The following is a 13,699-nucleotide window of genomic DNA, read 5'->3' on the forward strand; positions in this document are numbered from 1 at the left end:
ACCGCAAGTCTCCGTCTTTAATTTTGCTCTCAAACATGGTATACTTTTAAACGTATGATTTGTTAAGTATTGGAGCATTCATGAAGATAGATAAAAAGCACTTGTTGAATTATTCCATATTAATTCCTTATTTGGTGCTATCTGTGCTTGGCTTGATTGTGGTTTATTCCACAACCAGTGTCTCTCTGATTAAGTTTGGTCTGAATCCTTTTGGTTCAGTTCTTAACCAAGGAGCTTTTTGGCTGGTCAGTCTTTTTGCCATCACCTTTATATATAGATTAAAATTAAACTTTTTAAAGAATAAGCATGTCCTAACAGCTGCTCTCTTAGTTGAAGTGGTCCTCTTAGTCGTCGCTAAGTTCTTCTCGGAAGAGATCAACGGAGCTAACGGCTGGATTTCTTTAGGCCCTATCACCTTCCAGCCTGCCGAGTATCTCAAACTCATCATGGTTTGGCTCTTGGCTTTTACCTTTTCCAGACGACAGACAGATATCGAGACCTACGATTATCAGGCTCTTACGAGACGGCGCTGGTATCCTCGCAGCCTAGATGACCTCAAGGATTGGCGGGTCTATTCTGCCATTATGGTTGGTTTAGTTGTCATCCAGCCTGACTTGGGGAACGCCTCTATCATTGTTTTATCCGGTGTTATTATGTTTGCGCTCAGTGGGGTTGGTTATCGCTGGTACACCGCCTTGATGGGACTAATCGTAGCGGTATCCGGTATCTTTCTTAGTATTATCGGTGTCGTTGGTGTTAAGACCATGTCTAAGGTGCCAGTCTTTGGTTATGTCGCTAAGCGTTTTGCCGCTTTCTTTAATCCTTTTAAAGATCTGGCTGATTCTGGTTTGCAGCTGGCCCATTCCTATTACGCCATGTCTAATGGCGGTTGGTTTGGTCGGGGGCTGGGTAATTCTATTGAGAAGAATGGCTATCTGCCTGAAGCAACGACAGACTTCGTTTTTTCTGTAGTAATCGAGGAGCTGGGACTGATTGGTGCCGGTCTTATCTTAGCACTGGTTTTCTTTCTCATTCTGCGGATTATGCTGGTTGGCATCAAGGCTAAGAATTCTTTTAATTCTATGATGGCCTTAGGTATCGGTGGTATGCTCCTGATGCAGGTCTTTGTTAATATCGGCGGCATCTCAGGCCTGATTCCTTCAACAGGGGTTACCTTTCCCTTCCTTTCTCAAGGCGGAAACAGCCTCTTGCTCTTATCGGTTGCTATCGGTATTGTTCTCAATATTGATGCCAATGAAAAACGTGAAGAAATCTACAAGGAAGCAACTGAAGAAATTCGGCGAGCTGAAACCCAAGAATTCAAGGTCATTAGTTGAAGTAGGAAGTGGGACATTGCATATGATGGTATATCATATCTATGTTCCAACTTCCTTTTATTATGGCTTCAGGTCAGTTTTCTAATAGAGAGAAACAGTCATAACTACCAGTTCAGCTGCTAACTGATAAGACTTAGAACGTCCCTTGATTTCCTGATTTTAAGTGCAACCTTCAAGAAGGAAGGAGCAGAACGAGTAGAACTATAGACATAGATATTTTTAGTTGCAACTGTAGATTAAAGATGCTATACTGCTCACGAAAACGCATTCATAAAACGCACTTAATTAAGCTAGGAGGCCATAGAAATGAAAATTACAGCCGCACTTGCTAAAGAACAAGGGCAAGATCTAAAAACAGAAGAGCTTGAACTTCGTGAACCTCGAGCTGATGAGGTATTGATTAAAATCGTTGCGACCGGTATCTGCCATACAGACGCTATTGGACGTGATTTCGGTGTCACCCCTTATCCGGTTTTACTGGGACATGAAGGATCTGGAATTGTTGAGAAGGTTGGGGACTTTGTTACTAGTGTTGAACCGGGAGACCATGTTGTGCTGTCTTTTGCCTATTGCGGTCACTGCGTCAACTGTTTAAGCGGTCATCCAGCCAACTGCATTCACTGTGGACCAATAAATTTTGGGGGACGTTTCTTGGATGGTACAACCCCTCTGACTCAGAAGGGTCAGGAAGTCTCTAATTTCTTTGGGCAATCGTCATTTGGAAGCTATTCTATTGCCAAAGAGAATAATGTTGTTAAGGTAGATAAGGAGGTTGACGTCGCTCTCTTGGGCCCGCTAGGCTGTGGCATTCAAACCGGAAGTGGTACCGTTTTGAACCGTTTAAGACCTGAATTTGGTTCTTCAATTGTGGTTTATGGAACTGGCGCGGTTGGCTTGAGTGCCATAATGGCTGCCAAACTCATTGGCTGCAAGAACATTATCGCTGTAGATATTCATGATAATCGCTTGGCGTTGGCCAAAGATCTAGGTGCAACTCACACTATTAACAGTAAAACCGAAGATATTGTTGAAAGTGTTAAAGCCATTACAGGAGATGGTGCAGAGTATGGTGTTGATACGACAGGAGTCCCTATTGTTGTCAGATCAGCCTTACGAGCCTTGATGCCTATGGGTAGTCTCGCGGTTGTTGGCTTTACGCCTGAAATGGAAATCGATATTCACAATGAAATTATGGCAGAAAGCAAGTCCTTGATTGGTGTTGTAGAAGGCGACGCTGTACCGCAAATTTTCATTCCTAGTTTAGTGGACTTCTATAAAGAAGGGCGCTTCCCATTTGATAAATTGGTTAAATTTTATGATTTTAATGAGATTAACCAAGCCTTTCTGGATTCTGCTGATGGTTCGGTCATTAAGCCTATTGTCAAAATGTCCTAGAGAGATAACGCTAACCCCTTGAGCCGCTAACCTAATTTTTCTGCTTATTTGGGTCGAAAGAAGTGCAAGGGATTTTTGAGCCTGCCATCTTATTTTTTGATAAAAAGCCTTTGACAATTATGTAAAAAGCTTGCAATTCTAAAACAATTTGTTAGAATAGTAGGGTAAAGTTAGACTGTATTGCCTACCGTCTATCTATAAAATATATTTTATTGGAGGCTTTTCCTAAATGGCAAAAGAAAAATACGATCGTAGTAAACCACACGTTAACATTGGTACTATTGGACACGTTGACCATGGTAAAACTACTTTGACAGCAGCAATCACTACTGTATTGGCACGTCGCTTGCCTTCAGCAGTGAACCAACCAAAAGATTATTCATCTATTGACGCTGCTCCAGAAGAACGTGAACGCGGTATCACAATCAACACTGCACACGTTGAGTATGAAACTGAAAAACGTCACTATGCTCACATCGACGCTCCAGGACACGCGGACTATGTTAAAAACATGATCACCGGTGCTGCCCAAATGGACGGAGCTATCCTTGTAGTAGCTTCTACAGATGGACCAATGCCACAAACTCGTGAACACATCTTGCTTTCACGCCAAGTTGGTGTTAAGAGCCTTATTGTCTTCATGAACAAGGTTGACTTGGTTGATGATGAAGAATTGCTTGAATTGGTTGAAATGGAAATCCGTGATCTTCTTTCAGAATACGATTTCCCAGGTGATGATATCCCTGTTGTTCAAGGTTCAGCTCTTAAAGCTCTTGAAGGTGATACAGCTGCCGAAGACAAGATCATGGAATTGATGGACATCGTTGATGACTACATTCCAGAACCAAAACGTGATACTGATAAGCCATTGCTTCTTCCAGTCGAAGACGTATTCTCAATCACTGGACGTGGTACTGTTGCTTCAGGACGTATCGACCGTGGTACTGTTAAAGTCAACGACGAAGTTGAAATCGTTGGTATCAAGGACGAAATCCAAAAAGCAGTTGTTACCGGAGTTGAAATGTTCCGTAAACAATTGGATGAAGGTCTTGCAGGGGATAACGTTGGTGTGCTTCTTCGTGGTATCCAACGTGATGAAATCGAACGTGGTCAAGTATTGGCTGCGCCTGGTTCAATCCATCCACATACTAAGTTCAAGGGTGAAGTTTACATCCTTTCTAAAGATGAAGGTGGACGTCACACACCATTCTTCAACAACTACCGTCCGCAGTTCTACTTCCGTACAACTGACGTAACTGGTTCAATCGAATTGCCAGCAGGTACTGAAATGGTTATGCCTGGTGATAACGTGACAATTGACGTTGAATTGATCCACCCAATCGCTGTTGAACAAGGTACTACCTTCTCTATCCGTGAAGGTGGACGTACTGTTGGTTCAGGTATCGTTTCAGAAATCGAAGCTTAAGAAATTTAAGTTCCCGTTAAAACGATTAAAAGTCAGACAATGAGAAAGCCATGGCCTCTTGGGTCCTGGCTTTTTCTATGCTATAATGGACTAAATAGTTTTGAGGAGAATCCATATATGAAGACACCTTTTGTCAGCAAAGAACAATTAGACCAGATTACAAAAAAATTCCCGACACCTTTTCACCTCTACGATGAAAAAGGTATCAGAGAAACAGCCAGAGCTGTTAATAAGGCCTTTGCCTGGAATCCTGGTTTCAAGGAATATTTTGCCGTTAAGGCGACGCCTAATCCGTCTATTTTGAAAATTCTCCAAGAAGAAGGATGTGGAGTCGACTGTGCAACTGATGTTGAAGTCATGATGGCTAAGAAGTTGGGCTTCAAAGATATCAGCTTTACTTCCAATGATACCCGTGCTGAAGAGTTTGTCTATGCCAGAGAAGTAGAAGCGATGATTAATTTAGATGCCTATGAGCATATTGCTTTTTTAGACGAAGTGGCAGGTCTTCCTGAAACAGTTTCTCTTCGTTATAATCCAGGCGGTGTTTTCTCCTTAGGGACTGATATTATGGATCATCCAGAGGACTCCAAGTTTGGTATGACCAAGGCTCAATTGTTGCAGGGCTACAAAGATCTTAGGGCTAAAGGAGTTAAGAACTTTGGACTCCATGCTTTCTTGGCTTCGAATACGGTCACCAATGATTATTATCCAACCTTAGCTGGTCAGCTCTTTGAACTGGCCTTGGAAATTAGGGAAAAAACTGGTGTAGAGCTCAGTTTTATCAATCTGTCTGGCGGTATCGGCGTTGACTATAGTCCAGCCGATAAGCAAAATGATATTGCGGTCATTGGTCAGGGAGTCCACGAGAAATTTGATCAAATTCTAGTGCCAAATGGACTGGGAGAAATCAAAATTTTCACTGAGCTTGGTCGCTTTATGCTGGCTTCCCATGGTCACTTAATCACTAAGGTTCTCCACCTCAAGGATACCTATCGCCATTATGTCGGTGTTGATGCATCAGCTGTTAATCTTCTGCGTCCTGCTATGTATGATGCCTACCACCATATTACCAACATCAGCAATCCTAACGGTAAAGTGCAAGTAGTAGATGTGACTGGCTCCCTCTGTGAAAACAATGATAAATTTGCCAAAAACCGCGAATTACCCGAGGCTAGGGTTGGTGATACTTTAGTCATTCATGATACAGGAGCCCACGGCTTCTCCATGGGCTATCAATACAATGGCCGACTTCGCTCAGCTGAAATTCTCTTACAGGAGGATGGCACAGCCAAAATGATTCGTCGAGCAGAAAGGCCAGAAGATTATTTTGCCACCCTCTATGGATTTGGGTTGGACGAGTAAAATCAATAAAGATTTTAAGGCAGTCGAGGCAGCAGTCTTGGGTGCTTTTTTGATGCGTTAAAAAATTAGTTAAGTCATAGTGGGGTATCTGCTTTGCCCGCTGAGACTCGGACTGAACAAGGCAACAATTAGTCATCGTAAGGACGAGAAGAAAACAGTCCCAGTACTTTCTCTAGCCAGTCCAAATTGGAAAGGAGAAGACCTGCCTTGTCTGTTGGGGAACATGAAACCTAGGCTATCGATGTTACTATCTGGTTTGAGTTAGTAGGGTGGAGAGGGAGCAGGAAAGAAACCAAAAATTGAAAATTTTGATTCGCTCTCCCATTCCAGTATAGTTGATCAGATTATCAACTTTGGTCTTGCGGTAAAAAGAAATGCTCATTGATGCTAAAGCCTCTAATGAACTGTGCAGGGGAGGACTTCTTGGCCTAGTCAACAAGTCTTACTCCTAACCACTGCGCCAAGAGTTTATTCCAAAAGAGGAATACTGGACGAATTTTTATCCAGTCCCTTTTGTATCAAGCGTCCAAAGCTTTTAGGTAACATTCCAGAATTGTGACCCGAAGTTTAACAAGTCAATAATATTGATTAGACGAAATCAGTGAAGGGTGCAAAAGCTCCTCGTAGAAGTTCTTTCAGTATCATTTTTAAACTAAGGAAGAGTATTCGCTTGTTGCAATCTGGCATCTGTCTAGTCAATACTACTAGCTAAACGCAGAGTTAGTAAAAACCTAGAGCATTGTTCTAATAATTTTCATAGTAGGCTTAGTAAGTGAGCTAGCGTTGTTCGTTGTTTTTATAGGGCTTTTCTGCTATAATCAGTTATGTAAAAAATTACTAGGAGTTATTAAACTATGGCACTTTGGTTAGCTATTTTATTGATTGCTGTTGCCCTTATGGGTGGTGTTCTTTTGGGAGCCTATTTAGCTCGTCGTCAGTTTATGAAGGAAATTGCGGAATACCCTCGTCTGACACCTGATGCTATTCGAGAAATGATGTCTTCTATGGGACAAAAACCTAATGAAGCGAAGGTTCAACAAACCTACCGCAATATTATTAAACAGTCGAAAGCACAAGCAAGCAAGAAAAAGTAGGCGCAAGAGAGAAGGCTGGGTGAAAACTCAGCCTTGTTTTAGAAAGAGAACTATGGATAACAGACCGATTGGCTTTTTGGATTCTGGTGTTGGCGGTTTGACGGTTGTCCGTGAGCTGATGCGCCAGTTGCCCCACGAAGAGATTATTTATATCGGCGATTCGGCTAGGGCTCCCTATGGCCCAAGGCCAGCCGAACAGATTCGAGAATTTACTTGGCAATTGGTTAATTTTCTCTTGACCAAAGATGTTAAGATGATTGTCATTGCCTGCAATACAGCGACTGCTGTTGCTTGGGAAGAAATTAAAGAACAATTGGATATTCCTGTGTTAGGTGTGGTTCTGCCGGGTTCCAGTGCAGCCATTAAATCAACAAGTTCGGGTAAGATTGGTGTCATTGGTACCCCTATGACGGTCAAGTCTGATATCTATAGGAAAAAGATTGTAGATCTGGCTCCTCAGATGCAGGTGACTAGTCTGGCCTGTCCTCGCTTTGCCCCCTTGGTTGAATCTAACCAGATGACTTCTAGTATTGCTAAAAAAGTAGTTTATGAAAGTCTGGCTCCCTTGGTTGGCAAGGTTGATACCCTAATTTTGGGCTGTACCCACTATCCTCTTTTACGGGGTATTATTCAAAATGTTATGGGGCCCTCGGTCAAACTGATTGACAGTGGGGCAGAGACTATCCGTGATGTTTCTGTTTTACTCAATTATTTCCAGCTCAATCGCAGCCGGGACGTCAGTGCCAGCCAGCACCGTTTCTATACAACGGCGGGAGTAGCAACGTTCAAGGAAATTGCGGAAAATTGGCTGGGACAGGATTTAAATGTGGAGCATGTTAAGCTATGACAGATAAGATTTATGAATACAAGGACCGGACCGACTGGTTTGTCGGCAAATGGCGCGACTTGACCAATATCTATAATCTGGGCGGAGAAAAGGATTTTTTTCAAATTGAGCAGGAATTAGCCGGCCTCATCTCTGGTAAGCAAGGCTTTGATGTGTCAGTTCTCCGCTATTCCTCAGATTTTCGTCTGATGGCTTTTATCATTGATATGATTAATGAGGAATTAGATCGGAATCTAGAAATTAAGCCGTACAGGGGAGCCATCATCATTACCGAAGGCCAGCTCTTGCGTTTAGTTCACCTGCCTGAGCAAGGATTGTCTCTGGATAGCTTTTTTAGTCAAGAGACTAAGCAGAGCTTAGGTGATAAAATTCTGATTGCCACCCGCAATGATGGTAAGACCAAGGAATTTCGTCAGATGTTTAAGAATCTGGGTTTGGAGGTTGAAAATCTCAATGACCACCCCGACTTGCCGGAGGTAGAAGAAACAGGGACAACCTTTGAAGAAAATGCCCGCCTCAAGGCTGAAACCATTGCTCAATTGACTGGGCAAATGGTTTTGGCGGATGACTCAGGTCTCAAGGTGGACGCCTTAGGCGGACTTCCTGGTGTTTGGTCGGCTCGCTTTTCAGGGCCTGATGCCAATGATGAAAAGAACAATGCCAAACTATTACATGAGTTGGCCATGGTCTTTGAAGAGAAAGATCGATCGGCTCAATTCCATACCACTCTAGTTGTAGCGGCACCTGAGCGCGAAAGTTTAGTGGTAGAAGCTGATTGGCCGGGCTATATTGCGTTTGAAGCCAAGGGAGAGAATGGTTTTGGATATGATCCTCTCTTTCTGGTAGGAGAAACAGGCCGAACGGCAGCCCAGTTGGCAGCAGAGGAAAAGAATGCTCAGTCCCATCGTGGCTTAGCTGTTAAGAAGTTGATGGAGGTATTTCCAGCATGGCAACAAAAACAATCGTAGTGATGAGCGATTCTCATGGAGATCGTGAGATTGTCCAAAGTATTAAAGCTTATTATCAGGGAAAGGTCGATGCTATCTTTCACAATGGAGATTCTGAACTTCCTTCTAATGATTCAATCTGGGAGGGAATCAAGGTAGTGCGTGGGAACTGTGACTATGATAATGGCTATCCAGAGTCCTTGGTCACTCAGGTCGGTGATGCGGTTATCGCTCAGACCCATGGCCATCTCTACGGCATCAATTTTACTTGGGAGCGTTTAGATCTTTGGGCTCAATCAGAAGATGCTGACATTTGCCTCTATGGCCATCTGCATCGGGCAAGCGCTTGGCGCAATGGCAAAACTGTCTTTGTCAATCCCGGATCTGTTTTACAACCGAGGGGTGAAATCACAGAGAAGCTCTATGCTAAAATTGAGATTTCAGAGACGCTAATCAGAGTGAGTTATTACACTCGTGACCACCAGCTCTATCCCAGCTTAACACAGGAATTTGAATGATGATAGCGAAAGAATTTGAAGACTTCCTTACCCCCTTTCAAGAGGACTACCTGACACCAGCTGAGGATCTGGCCCTAGTCATGTCTAATCATAAGGCGGGACATGTCATGCTTTTATTGACCAGAAATGGGTATTCCAGAATCCCTGTCATGTCTACGGACAAACGCTATATGGGTACTATTTCCATGTCGGATATTCTGTCCTATCAAGCTCGGAATGGCTTGTCTGATCAGGAGATAGCAGATGTTGAGATTCTTGAAATGCTCAATCACAAGATTGATATCCTGACAGATGATGCGGATTTGACCGAAATCTTGCACAAGATTGTTGATTTTCCCTTTCTGCCTGTGATTGATAAGCAAGGGATCTTCCTTGGTATTATCACCCGTAAGAAGGTTCTCAAATCAATCAATAGCCTACTGCACAATTTTACAGAGGAGTATCAGATTGAGCCCATTGATCCAGAGTCTTAATGATTTTATTGCCAGCAAGGACCTATCCGAGAATTCCCGCAAATCCTACCAGTATGACTTGCAGCAGTTTGTCCAGCTGATTGATGCTCAGGTTTCTTCAAATAAGCTCAAGCTCTACCAGCAGTCTCTTGCTAACCTCAAGCCATCGGCCCGTAAGCGCAAGTTTTCTGCTGTCAACCAGTTTCTCCTTTATCTCTATGAAGAAGGGCAAGTGGCGCATTATCATCATTTAAAAAATCATGAGAAAGTGAGACCAGAAGCAAAACCGCAGGACCTTTTGGACCTTGCTTGCTTTAGGCAAGCCCAGCCCAGTCATGGGAAGTGGATTGCCCTCTTGATTTTGGAACTTGGTTTAACCCCAAGTGAGATTGCAGGAATTAAGCTGACTGATGTGGATTTGGAATTTCGTGTGATTCGCTTGAAAAGGGCCGAACAGGTGAGGATTCTTCCCCTATCAGAGGAGCTGCTGCCTTGGCTCAGTCAGCTCAGCGATGGTCTTTATCTTTTTGACAAGAAGGGACAGCCTTATTCGCGGCAGTGGTTTTTTAATCAGCTCAATGACTTTTTAGCTCAAGTCGGTTTTCCAGATTTGACCGCTCAAAAATTGCGGGAGCAATATATCCTAAGAGAAGTCAAAGAAGGAACCTCAATATTGGACTTAGCGAAAAATTTGGGTCTTAAAAGTCCCCTAACCTTGGAGCACTATTACAAGCATGGATATTAAATTAAAAGATTTTGAAGGACCGCTAGATTTACTCTTGCATCTGGTCTCAAAATATGAAATGGATATTTACGATGTGCCCATTGTGGAGGTCATCGAACAGTATCTGGCCTATATTTCCACCCTGCAGGCCATGCGGTTGGAAGTGGCCGGTGAATATATGGTTATGGCCAGTCAGCTCATGTTGATTAAGAGCCGCAAGCTTCTGCCAAAAGTGGTGGAAGAAACGCCACTGGAAGAAGATCCGGAGCAAGAACTGCTCAGTCAGTTGGAGGAGTACCAAAGATATAAGGAGCTCAGTCAGGAATTAGCTGCCCAGCATGACATTAGGGCTCGTTTTTTCTCCAAGCCCAAGCAGGAATTGATTTATGAGGATGCTGAGCTGTCCCATGATAAGACGACACTGGATCTCTATCTGGCTTTTTCTAAGGTCATGGCAGCTAAGCAGGAAGAGATAAAAAATAGTCATACCACTATTGAACGGGATGACTATAGAATTGAAGATATGATGGAGTTGGTTTCAACCCGTCTAGTTGGCCACAAGTCTGTCGAACTGGGAGAAATCTTTTCAGAAGCCCAGTCTATGAATGAGGTTATCACTATTTTTTTAGCCACTCTAGAATTAATTAAAGTCGGTCGGATTCAAGCCCGACAAGCTGAGAATTTTGGACAAGTCACCTTGATTAGCATGGAAGGAGAGCAGACTTAATGTCTTATTTAGCACAAATTGAAGCTCTACTCTTTGTGGCGGGAGAAGATGGTCTCAGCCTGCGCAATCTGGCCGGTTTACTGGATATCTCAGTCACGGCAGTCAGCCAGCAGCTGGAAAAACTGGCTGAGAAATATAGGATGGATCAGGATTCTGCACTTTATCTGCTAGAGTCTTCCAATACCTACAAGATTGTGACCAAGGAGGAACACGCTGAGCTCCTGCGGCAGTATTCCAAGGCTCCCATTAATCAGAGTCTGTCCCGAGCCAGTCTGGAAGTTCTTTCCATCGTAGCCTACAAGCAGCCCATTACTCGGGTTGAAGTGGACAGCATCCGCGGTGTTAATTCCAGTGGAGCTATTTCTAAGCTGCAGGCTTTTGGTTTGATTCAGGAAGTCGGCAAGAAGGATGTTATCGGCCGGCCCAACCTCTATGCGACCACTGATTATTTCTTGGATTATATGGGAATCAACAGCTTGGATGAGCTGGTTGATGCCTCTGCGATCGAATTAGTGGATCAGGAAATGACCCTCTTTAGTGAGGATGATATTTAAAACAGAAAGAAAATCATGAGAATTAACAAATACATTGCCCACGCTGGTATAGCCAGTCGCAGAAAAGCAGAAGAGCTGATTAAAAAAGGTCTGGTTAGTATCAATGGTCAAACAGTGACAGAGTTGGCTACCAATGTCAAAAATGGTGATTTAGTCGAAGTCTCTGGCCAGCCCATTTATAATGAAGAAAAGGTCTACTACCTCCTAAACAAGCCTCGGGGCGTGATTTCTAGCGTCTCGGATGATAAGGGACGTAAGACCGTCATTGACCTTCTGCCAGATGTCAAAGAGCGCATTTACCCTGTCGGCCGACTGGACTGGGATACCACTGGTCTCTTAATCTTGACCAATGACGGCGATTTTACCGACGAGATGATTCATCCCCGCAATGAGATTGATAAGGTTTATCTGGCACGGGTCAAGGGCATTGCGACTAAGGAAAATCTGCGGCCCCTGACACGGGGCGTGGTGATCGATGGTAAGAAAACAGGACCTGCCCGCTACAATATCATCAAGGTTGAGCCTGATAAGAATCGCTCGGTCGTTGAGCTAACTATCCATGAAGGCCGCAACCATCAAGTGAAGAAGATGTTTGAAGCTGTCGGCCTCTTAGTAGATAAACTGTCCCGCACCCAATTTGGCACCCTTAACTTACGCGGTTTGCGCCCAGGAGAATCCCGCCGCCTTAATAAAAAAGAAATCAGCCAGCTCCACAATGCGGCTGTTACAAAGACCAAATGAAAAAACTCTTGATCGCTCCAGTTCGCCTCTATCAAAAATTGATTTCCCCTCTAACACCGGCTTCTTGCCGCTATCATCCCACTTGCTCCAACTATATGGTTGAAGCTATTGAAAAGCATGGCCTGCTAGGCCTACTCATGGGAATCGCCCGAATTTTACGCTGCCATCCCTTCGTCGAAGACGGTGATGACCCCGTACCTGATCATTTTAGTTTAAGAAGAAATCACAAGTCTCAGAAGTAGAGACTTGTTTTTTATCGGAATTTTTTTAATAAAAATATGAAAAATGAATCAGTGAATAAACCAAAGCGTAGTAAAGAGTACAAATGGACATGGATAACGAATCGGTTGTAATGTAGATTTCCTAACGCTAGTTAATGCATTTAAGTGGTTCTTCAAGTCAACATTTTATTTTCAAATATGACAAAAGTCATATCATGTCATGACATTAGGTGCTGAAAAGTTTTGCTCTTTTTCGATAAACTTAAACCAGAAAGAAAATATTATGAAAATCAAAGTATCTGATAGCATTTATACCCTATTGGAGTGGTTTGCGCAGTCTTGAGTGTCTTTACAATTGTTTTTGAATAGTTGAAGATTGAGTGGCCTTTTCATATTTGGAAGATTTATGGGCTTGTTAATTTCAGCGATTGTTCTAATTGGTATTACTCAATTTCTTATCGAAGAATTAACAGACTAGGAAGAAAGGACAACCTTCTCCTACCTTAATAGTTACAAAGGAGGGACTAAAATGACCTATGAGGAGATCAAACTTAAACTTTTAGAAGATGGTATCCGCAGCTATAAAGTCTTTCAAGGGATTAAAATTTACTCCCACATTGTCAAAACTGAGGATGAACAAAAACAAATCTCAAAAAGAGTTTACCTGACAAAAAAGCAACACTATGTTTATTATGAGCGAACAGATCCTAACTGGTATTACTGGAATAAAGATAGGGAAAACGCAAACTTTGATCCAAGTGATATTCATGAAAATACCCTTTTTGAAGTGGCAGATGATTTGGAAACTTTAACAAAATATTTGGGAAAAGATATCATTCACAAACTGGCGGAAAAAGTTCAGCATGGTGAAGTCACCGAATATCTAGATATTTAGAATTATCAGCAAACATACCATCTAAATAAACTTACCCTAAAGCCTGTGTAAAAAGATAAACCGTCTAGAAAGTCAGGATTTTCTGCTAATTTCCTATTTTTGCTTTGCCTTTTAGGGGTTTGGCATTATTTCAAAAATGAACATAGGCTGCGGATGGTGGTGTCAAAAAGACGATTTCTTCTAGAGTTTTCTCTTGACTCTGTGTCAAAATTCCTATTTTGACGGTGTTCGCGGATGTCCTTTGCGACACGAAGTTTAGTTAGTCGATTTTACGAACCAAACGAAGTTAGTGGGAGAGGTAGGGAGTGGGAAAGAACCCAAAAATTGAAAATTTTGGTTCGTCTTCCCACCTCCGCACAGTTGGCTAGGTTTTCCGCTTTGGCCTTGTGGCAAAAGGAAAGCCAGCCAACCACTGCGTCAAGAGCTTATTCCAAAACAGGAATGTTGGACAAGTTTTTG

Annotated in this window: 15 protein-coding genes; all 15 read left to right on the forward strand. The window is 42.9% G+C overall.

What is annotated here, in order from left to right; all coding sequences use genetic code 11:
• Window positions 1–80 precede the first annotated feature (80 nt).
• The 15 genes from ftsW to G7Y32_RS02085 all read left to right on the forward strand — a co-directional run bounded on the left by ftsW (window position 81) and on the right by G7Y32_RS02085 (window position 13,240).
• Window positions 81–1,337, forward strand: a complete 1,257-nt coding sequence (gene ftsW, locus G7Y32_RS02015) for a cell division peptidoglycan polymerase FtsW (protein ID WP_165209949.1) — start codon at window positions 81–83, stop codon at window positions 1,335–1,337.
• Between the two features lie 306 nt (window positions 1,338–1,643).
• A complete protein-coding gene (locus G7Y32_RS02020) occupies window positions 1,644–2,732 on the forward strand; it encodes an NAD(P)-dependent alcohol dehydrogenase (protein ID WP_165209952.1) in 1,089 nt (362 codons plus the stop codon).
• 229 nt (window positions 2,733–2,961) lie between these two features.
• The gene (gene tuf, locus G7Y32_RS02025) at window positions 2,962–4,158 is read left to right on the forward strand and encodes an elongation factor Tu (protein ID WP_165209955.1); all 1,197 of its coding nucleotides are present in this window, start codon (window positions 2,962–2,964) and stop codon (window positions 4,156–4,158) included.
• Between the two features lie 117 nt (window positions 4,159–4,275).
• Window positions 4,276–5,520 (forward strand): diaminopimelate decarboxylase, encoded by a 1,245-nt coding sequence (locus G7Y32_RS02030; RefSeq protein WP_165209958.1) that lies wholly within the window; start codon window positions 4,276–4,278, stop codon window positions 5,518–5,520.
• An 854-nt stretch (window positions 5,521–6,374) separates the two neighbouring features.
• On the forward strand, window positions 6,375–6,614 hold the full coding sequence (locus tag G7Y32_RS02035) for a YneF family protein (protein ID WP_165209961.1): 240 nt from the start codon (window positions 6,375–6,377) through the stop codon (window positions 6,612–6,614).
• 52 nt (window positions 6,615–6,666) lie between these two features.
• On the forward strand, window positions 6,667–7,461 hold the full coding sequence (racE, locus tag G7Y32_RS02040) for a glutamate racemase (protein ID WP_165209963.1): 795 nt from the start codon (window positions 6,667–6,669) through the stop codon (window positions 7,459–7,461).
• Window positions 7,458–8,429 carry a nucleoside-triphosphate diphosphatase gene (locus tag G7Y32_RS02045; RefSeq protein ID WP_165209966.1) on the forward strand — a complete coding sequence of 324 codons (972 nt, stop codon included), beginning with the start codon at window positions 7,458–7,460 and terminating at the stop codon, window positions 8,427–8,429. The genes racE and G7Y32_RS02045 overlap by 4 nt, the downstream gene beginning before the upstream one ends.
• The gene (locus G7Y32_RS02050; RefSeq protein WP_165209969.1) at window positions 8,408–8,926 is read left to right on the forward strand and encodes a metallophosphoesterase; all 519 of its coding nucleotides are present in this window, start codon (window positions 8,408–8,410) and stop codon (window positions 8,924–8,926) included. Before G7Y32_RS02045 ends, G7Y32_RS02050 begins: the two co-directional genes overlap by 22 nt.
• Window positions 8,926–9,399 (forward strand): cyclic-di-AMP-binding protein CbpB, encoded by a 474-nt coding sequence (gene cbpB, locus G7Y32_RS02055; RefSeq protein ID WP_165210540.1) that lies wholly within the window; start codon window positions 8,926–8,928, stop codon window positions 9,397–9,399. Before G7Y32_RS02050 ends, cbpB begins: the two co-directional genes overlap by 1 nt.
• Complete coding sequence (xerD, locus tag G7Y32_RS02060; protein ID WP_165209972.1) at window positions 9,374–10,123, forward strand: site-specific tyrosine recombinase XerD; 750 nt, start codon at window positions 9,374–9,376, stop codon at window positions 10,121–10,123. The genes cbpB and xerD overlap by 26 nt, the downstream gene beginning before the upstream one ends.
• A complete protein-coding gene (locus tag G7Y32_RS02065; protein WP_165209975.1) occupies window positions 10,113–10,829 on the forward strand; it encodes a segregation/condensation protein A in 717 nt (238 codons plus the stop codon). Before xerD ends, G7Y32_RS02065 begins: the two co-directional genes overlap by 11 nt.
• A complete protein-coding gene (gene scpB, locus G7Y32_RS02070) occupies window positions 10,829–11,383 on the forward strand; it encodes an SMC-Scp complex subunit ScpB (protein WP_165209978.1) in 555 nt (184 codons plus the stop codon). Before G7Y32_RS02065 ends, scpB begins: the two co-directional genes overlap by 1 nt.
• 15 nt (window positions 11,384–11,398) lie before the next feature.
• Window positions 11,399–12,124, forward strand: a complete 726-nt coding sequence (locus G7Y32_RS02075) for a pseudouridine synthase (RefSeq protein ID WP_165209981.1) — start codon at window positions 11,399–11,401, stop codon at window positions 12,122–12,124.
• Window positions 12,121–12,366: a membrane protein insertion efficiency factor YidD gene (gene yidD / locus G7Y32_RS02080; RefSeq protein WP_165209984.1), complete on the forward strand. Its 246-nt coding sequence runs from the start codon at window positions 12,121–12,123 to the stop codon at window positions 12,364–12,366. The genes G7Y32_RS02075 and yidD overlap by 4 nt, the downstream gene beginning before the upstream one ends.
• A gap of 508 nt (window positions 12,367–12,874) precedes the next feature.
• Complete coding sequence (locus tag G7Y32_RS02085) at window positions 12,875–13,240, forward strand: EXLDI protein (RefSeq protein ID WP_165209987.1); 366 nt, start codon at window positions 12,875–12,877, stop codon at window positions 13,238–13,240.
• Window positions 13,241–13,699 lie beyond the last annotated feature (459 nt).

This window comes from Streptococcus tangpeifui (assembly GCF_011038795.1).
In the GTDB taxonomy this organism is placed as follows: domain Bacteria; phylum Bacillota; class Bacilli; order Lactobacillales; family Streptococcaceae; genus Streptococcus; species Streptococcus tangpeifui.

Coding starts and splice junctions, on each gene's coding strand:
- tuf (WP_165209955.1), top strand. CDS start 2,962: ATGGCAAAAGAAAAATACGATCGTAGTAAACCACACGTTAACATTGGT.
- G7Y32_RS02030 (WP_165209958.1), top strand. CDS start 4,276: ATGAAGACACCTTTTGTCAGCAAAGAACAATTAGACCAGATTACAAAA.
- G7Y32_RS02035 (WP_165209961.1), top strand. CDS start 6,375: ATGGCACTTTGGTTAGCTATTTTATTGATTGCTGTTGCCCTTATGGGT.
- racE (WP_165209963.1), top strand. CDS start 6,667: ATGGATAACAGACCGATTGGCTTTTTGGATTCTGGTGTTGGCGGTTTG.
- scpB (WP_165209978.1), top strand. CDS start 10,829: ATGTCTTATTTAGCACAAATTGAAGCTCTACTCTTTGTGGCGGGAGAA.
- G7Y32_RS02020 (WP_165209952.1), top strand. CDS start 1,644: ATGAAAATTACAGCCGCACTTGCTAAAGAACAAGGGCAAGATCTAAAA.
- G7Y32_RS02085 (WP_165209987.1), top strand. CDS start 12,875: ATGACCTATGAGGAGATCAAACTTAAACTTTTAGAAGATGGTATCCGC.
- ftsW (WP_165209949.1), top strand. CDS start 81: ATGAAGATAGATAAAAAGCACTTGTTGAATTATTCCATATTAATTCCT.
- G7Y32_RS02065 (WP_165209975.1), top strand. CDS start 10,113: ATGGATATTAAATTAAAAGATTTTGAAGGACCGCTAGATTTACTCTTG.
- G7Y32_RS02075 (WP_165209981.1), top strand. CDS start 11,399: ATGAGAATTAACAAATACATTGCCCACGCTGGTATAGCCAGTCGCAGA.
- cbpB (WP_165210540.1), top strand. CDS start 8,926: ATGATAGCGAAAGAATTTGAAGACTTCCTTACCCCCTTTCAAGAGGAC.
- G7Y32_RS02050 (WP_165209969.1), top strand. CDS start 8,408: ATGGCAACAAAAACAATCGTAGTGATGAGCGATTCTCATGGAGATCGT.
- G7Y32_RS02045 (WP_165209966.1), top strand. CDS start 7,458: ATGACAGATAAGATTTATGAATACAAGGACCGGACCGACTGGTTTGTC.
- yidD (WP_165209984.1), top strand. CDS start 12,121: ATGAAAAAACTCTTGATCGCTCCAGTTCGCCTCTATCAAAAATTGATT.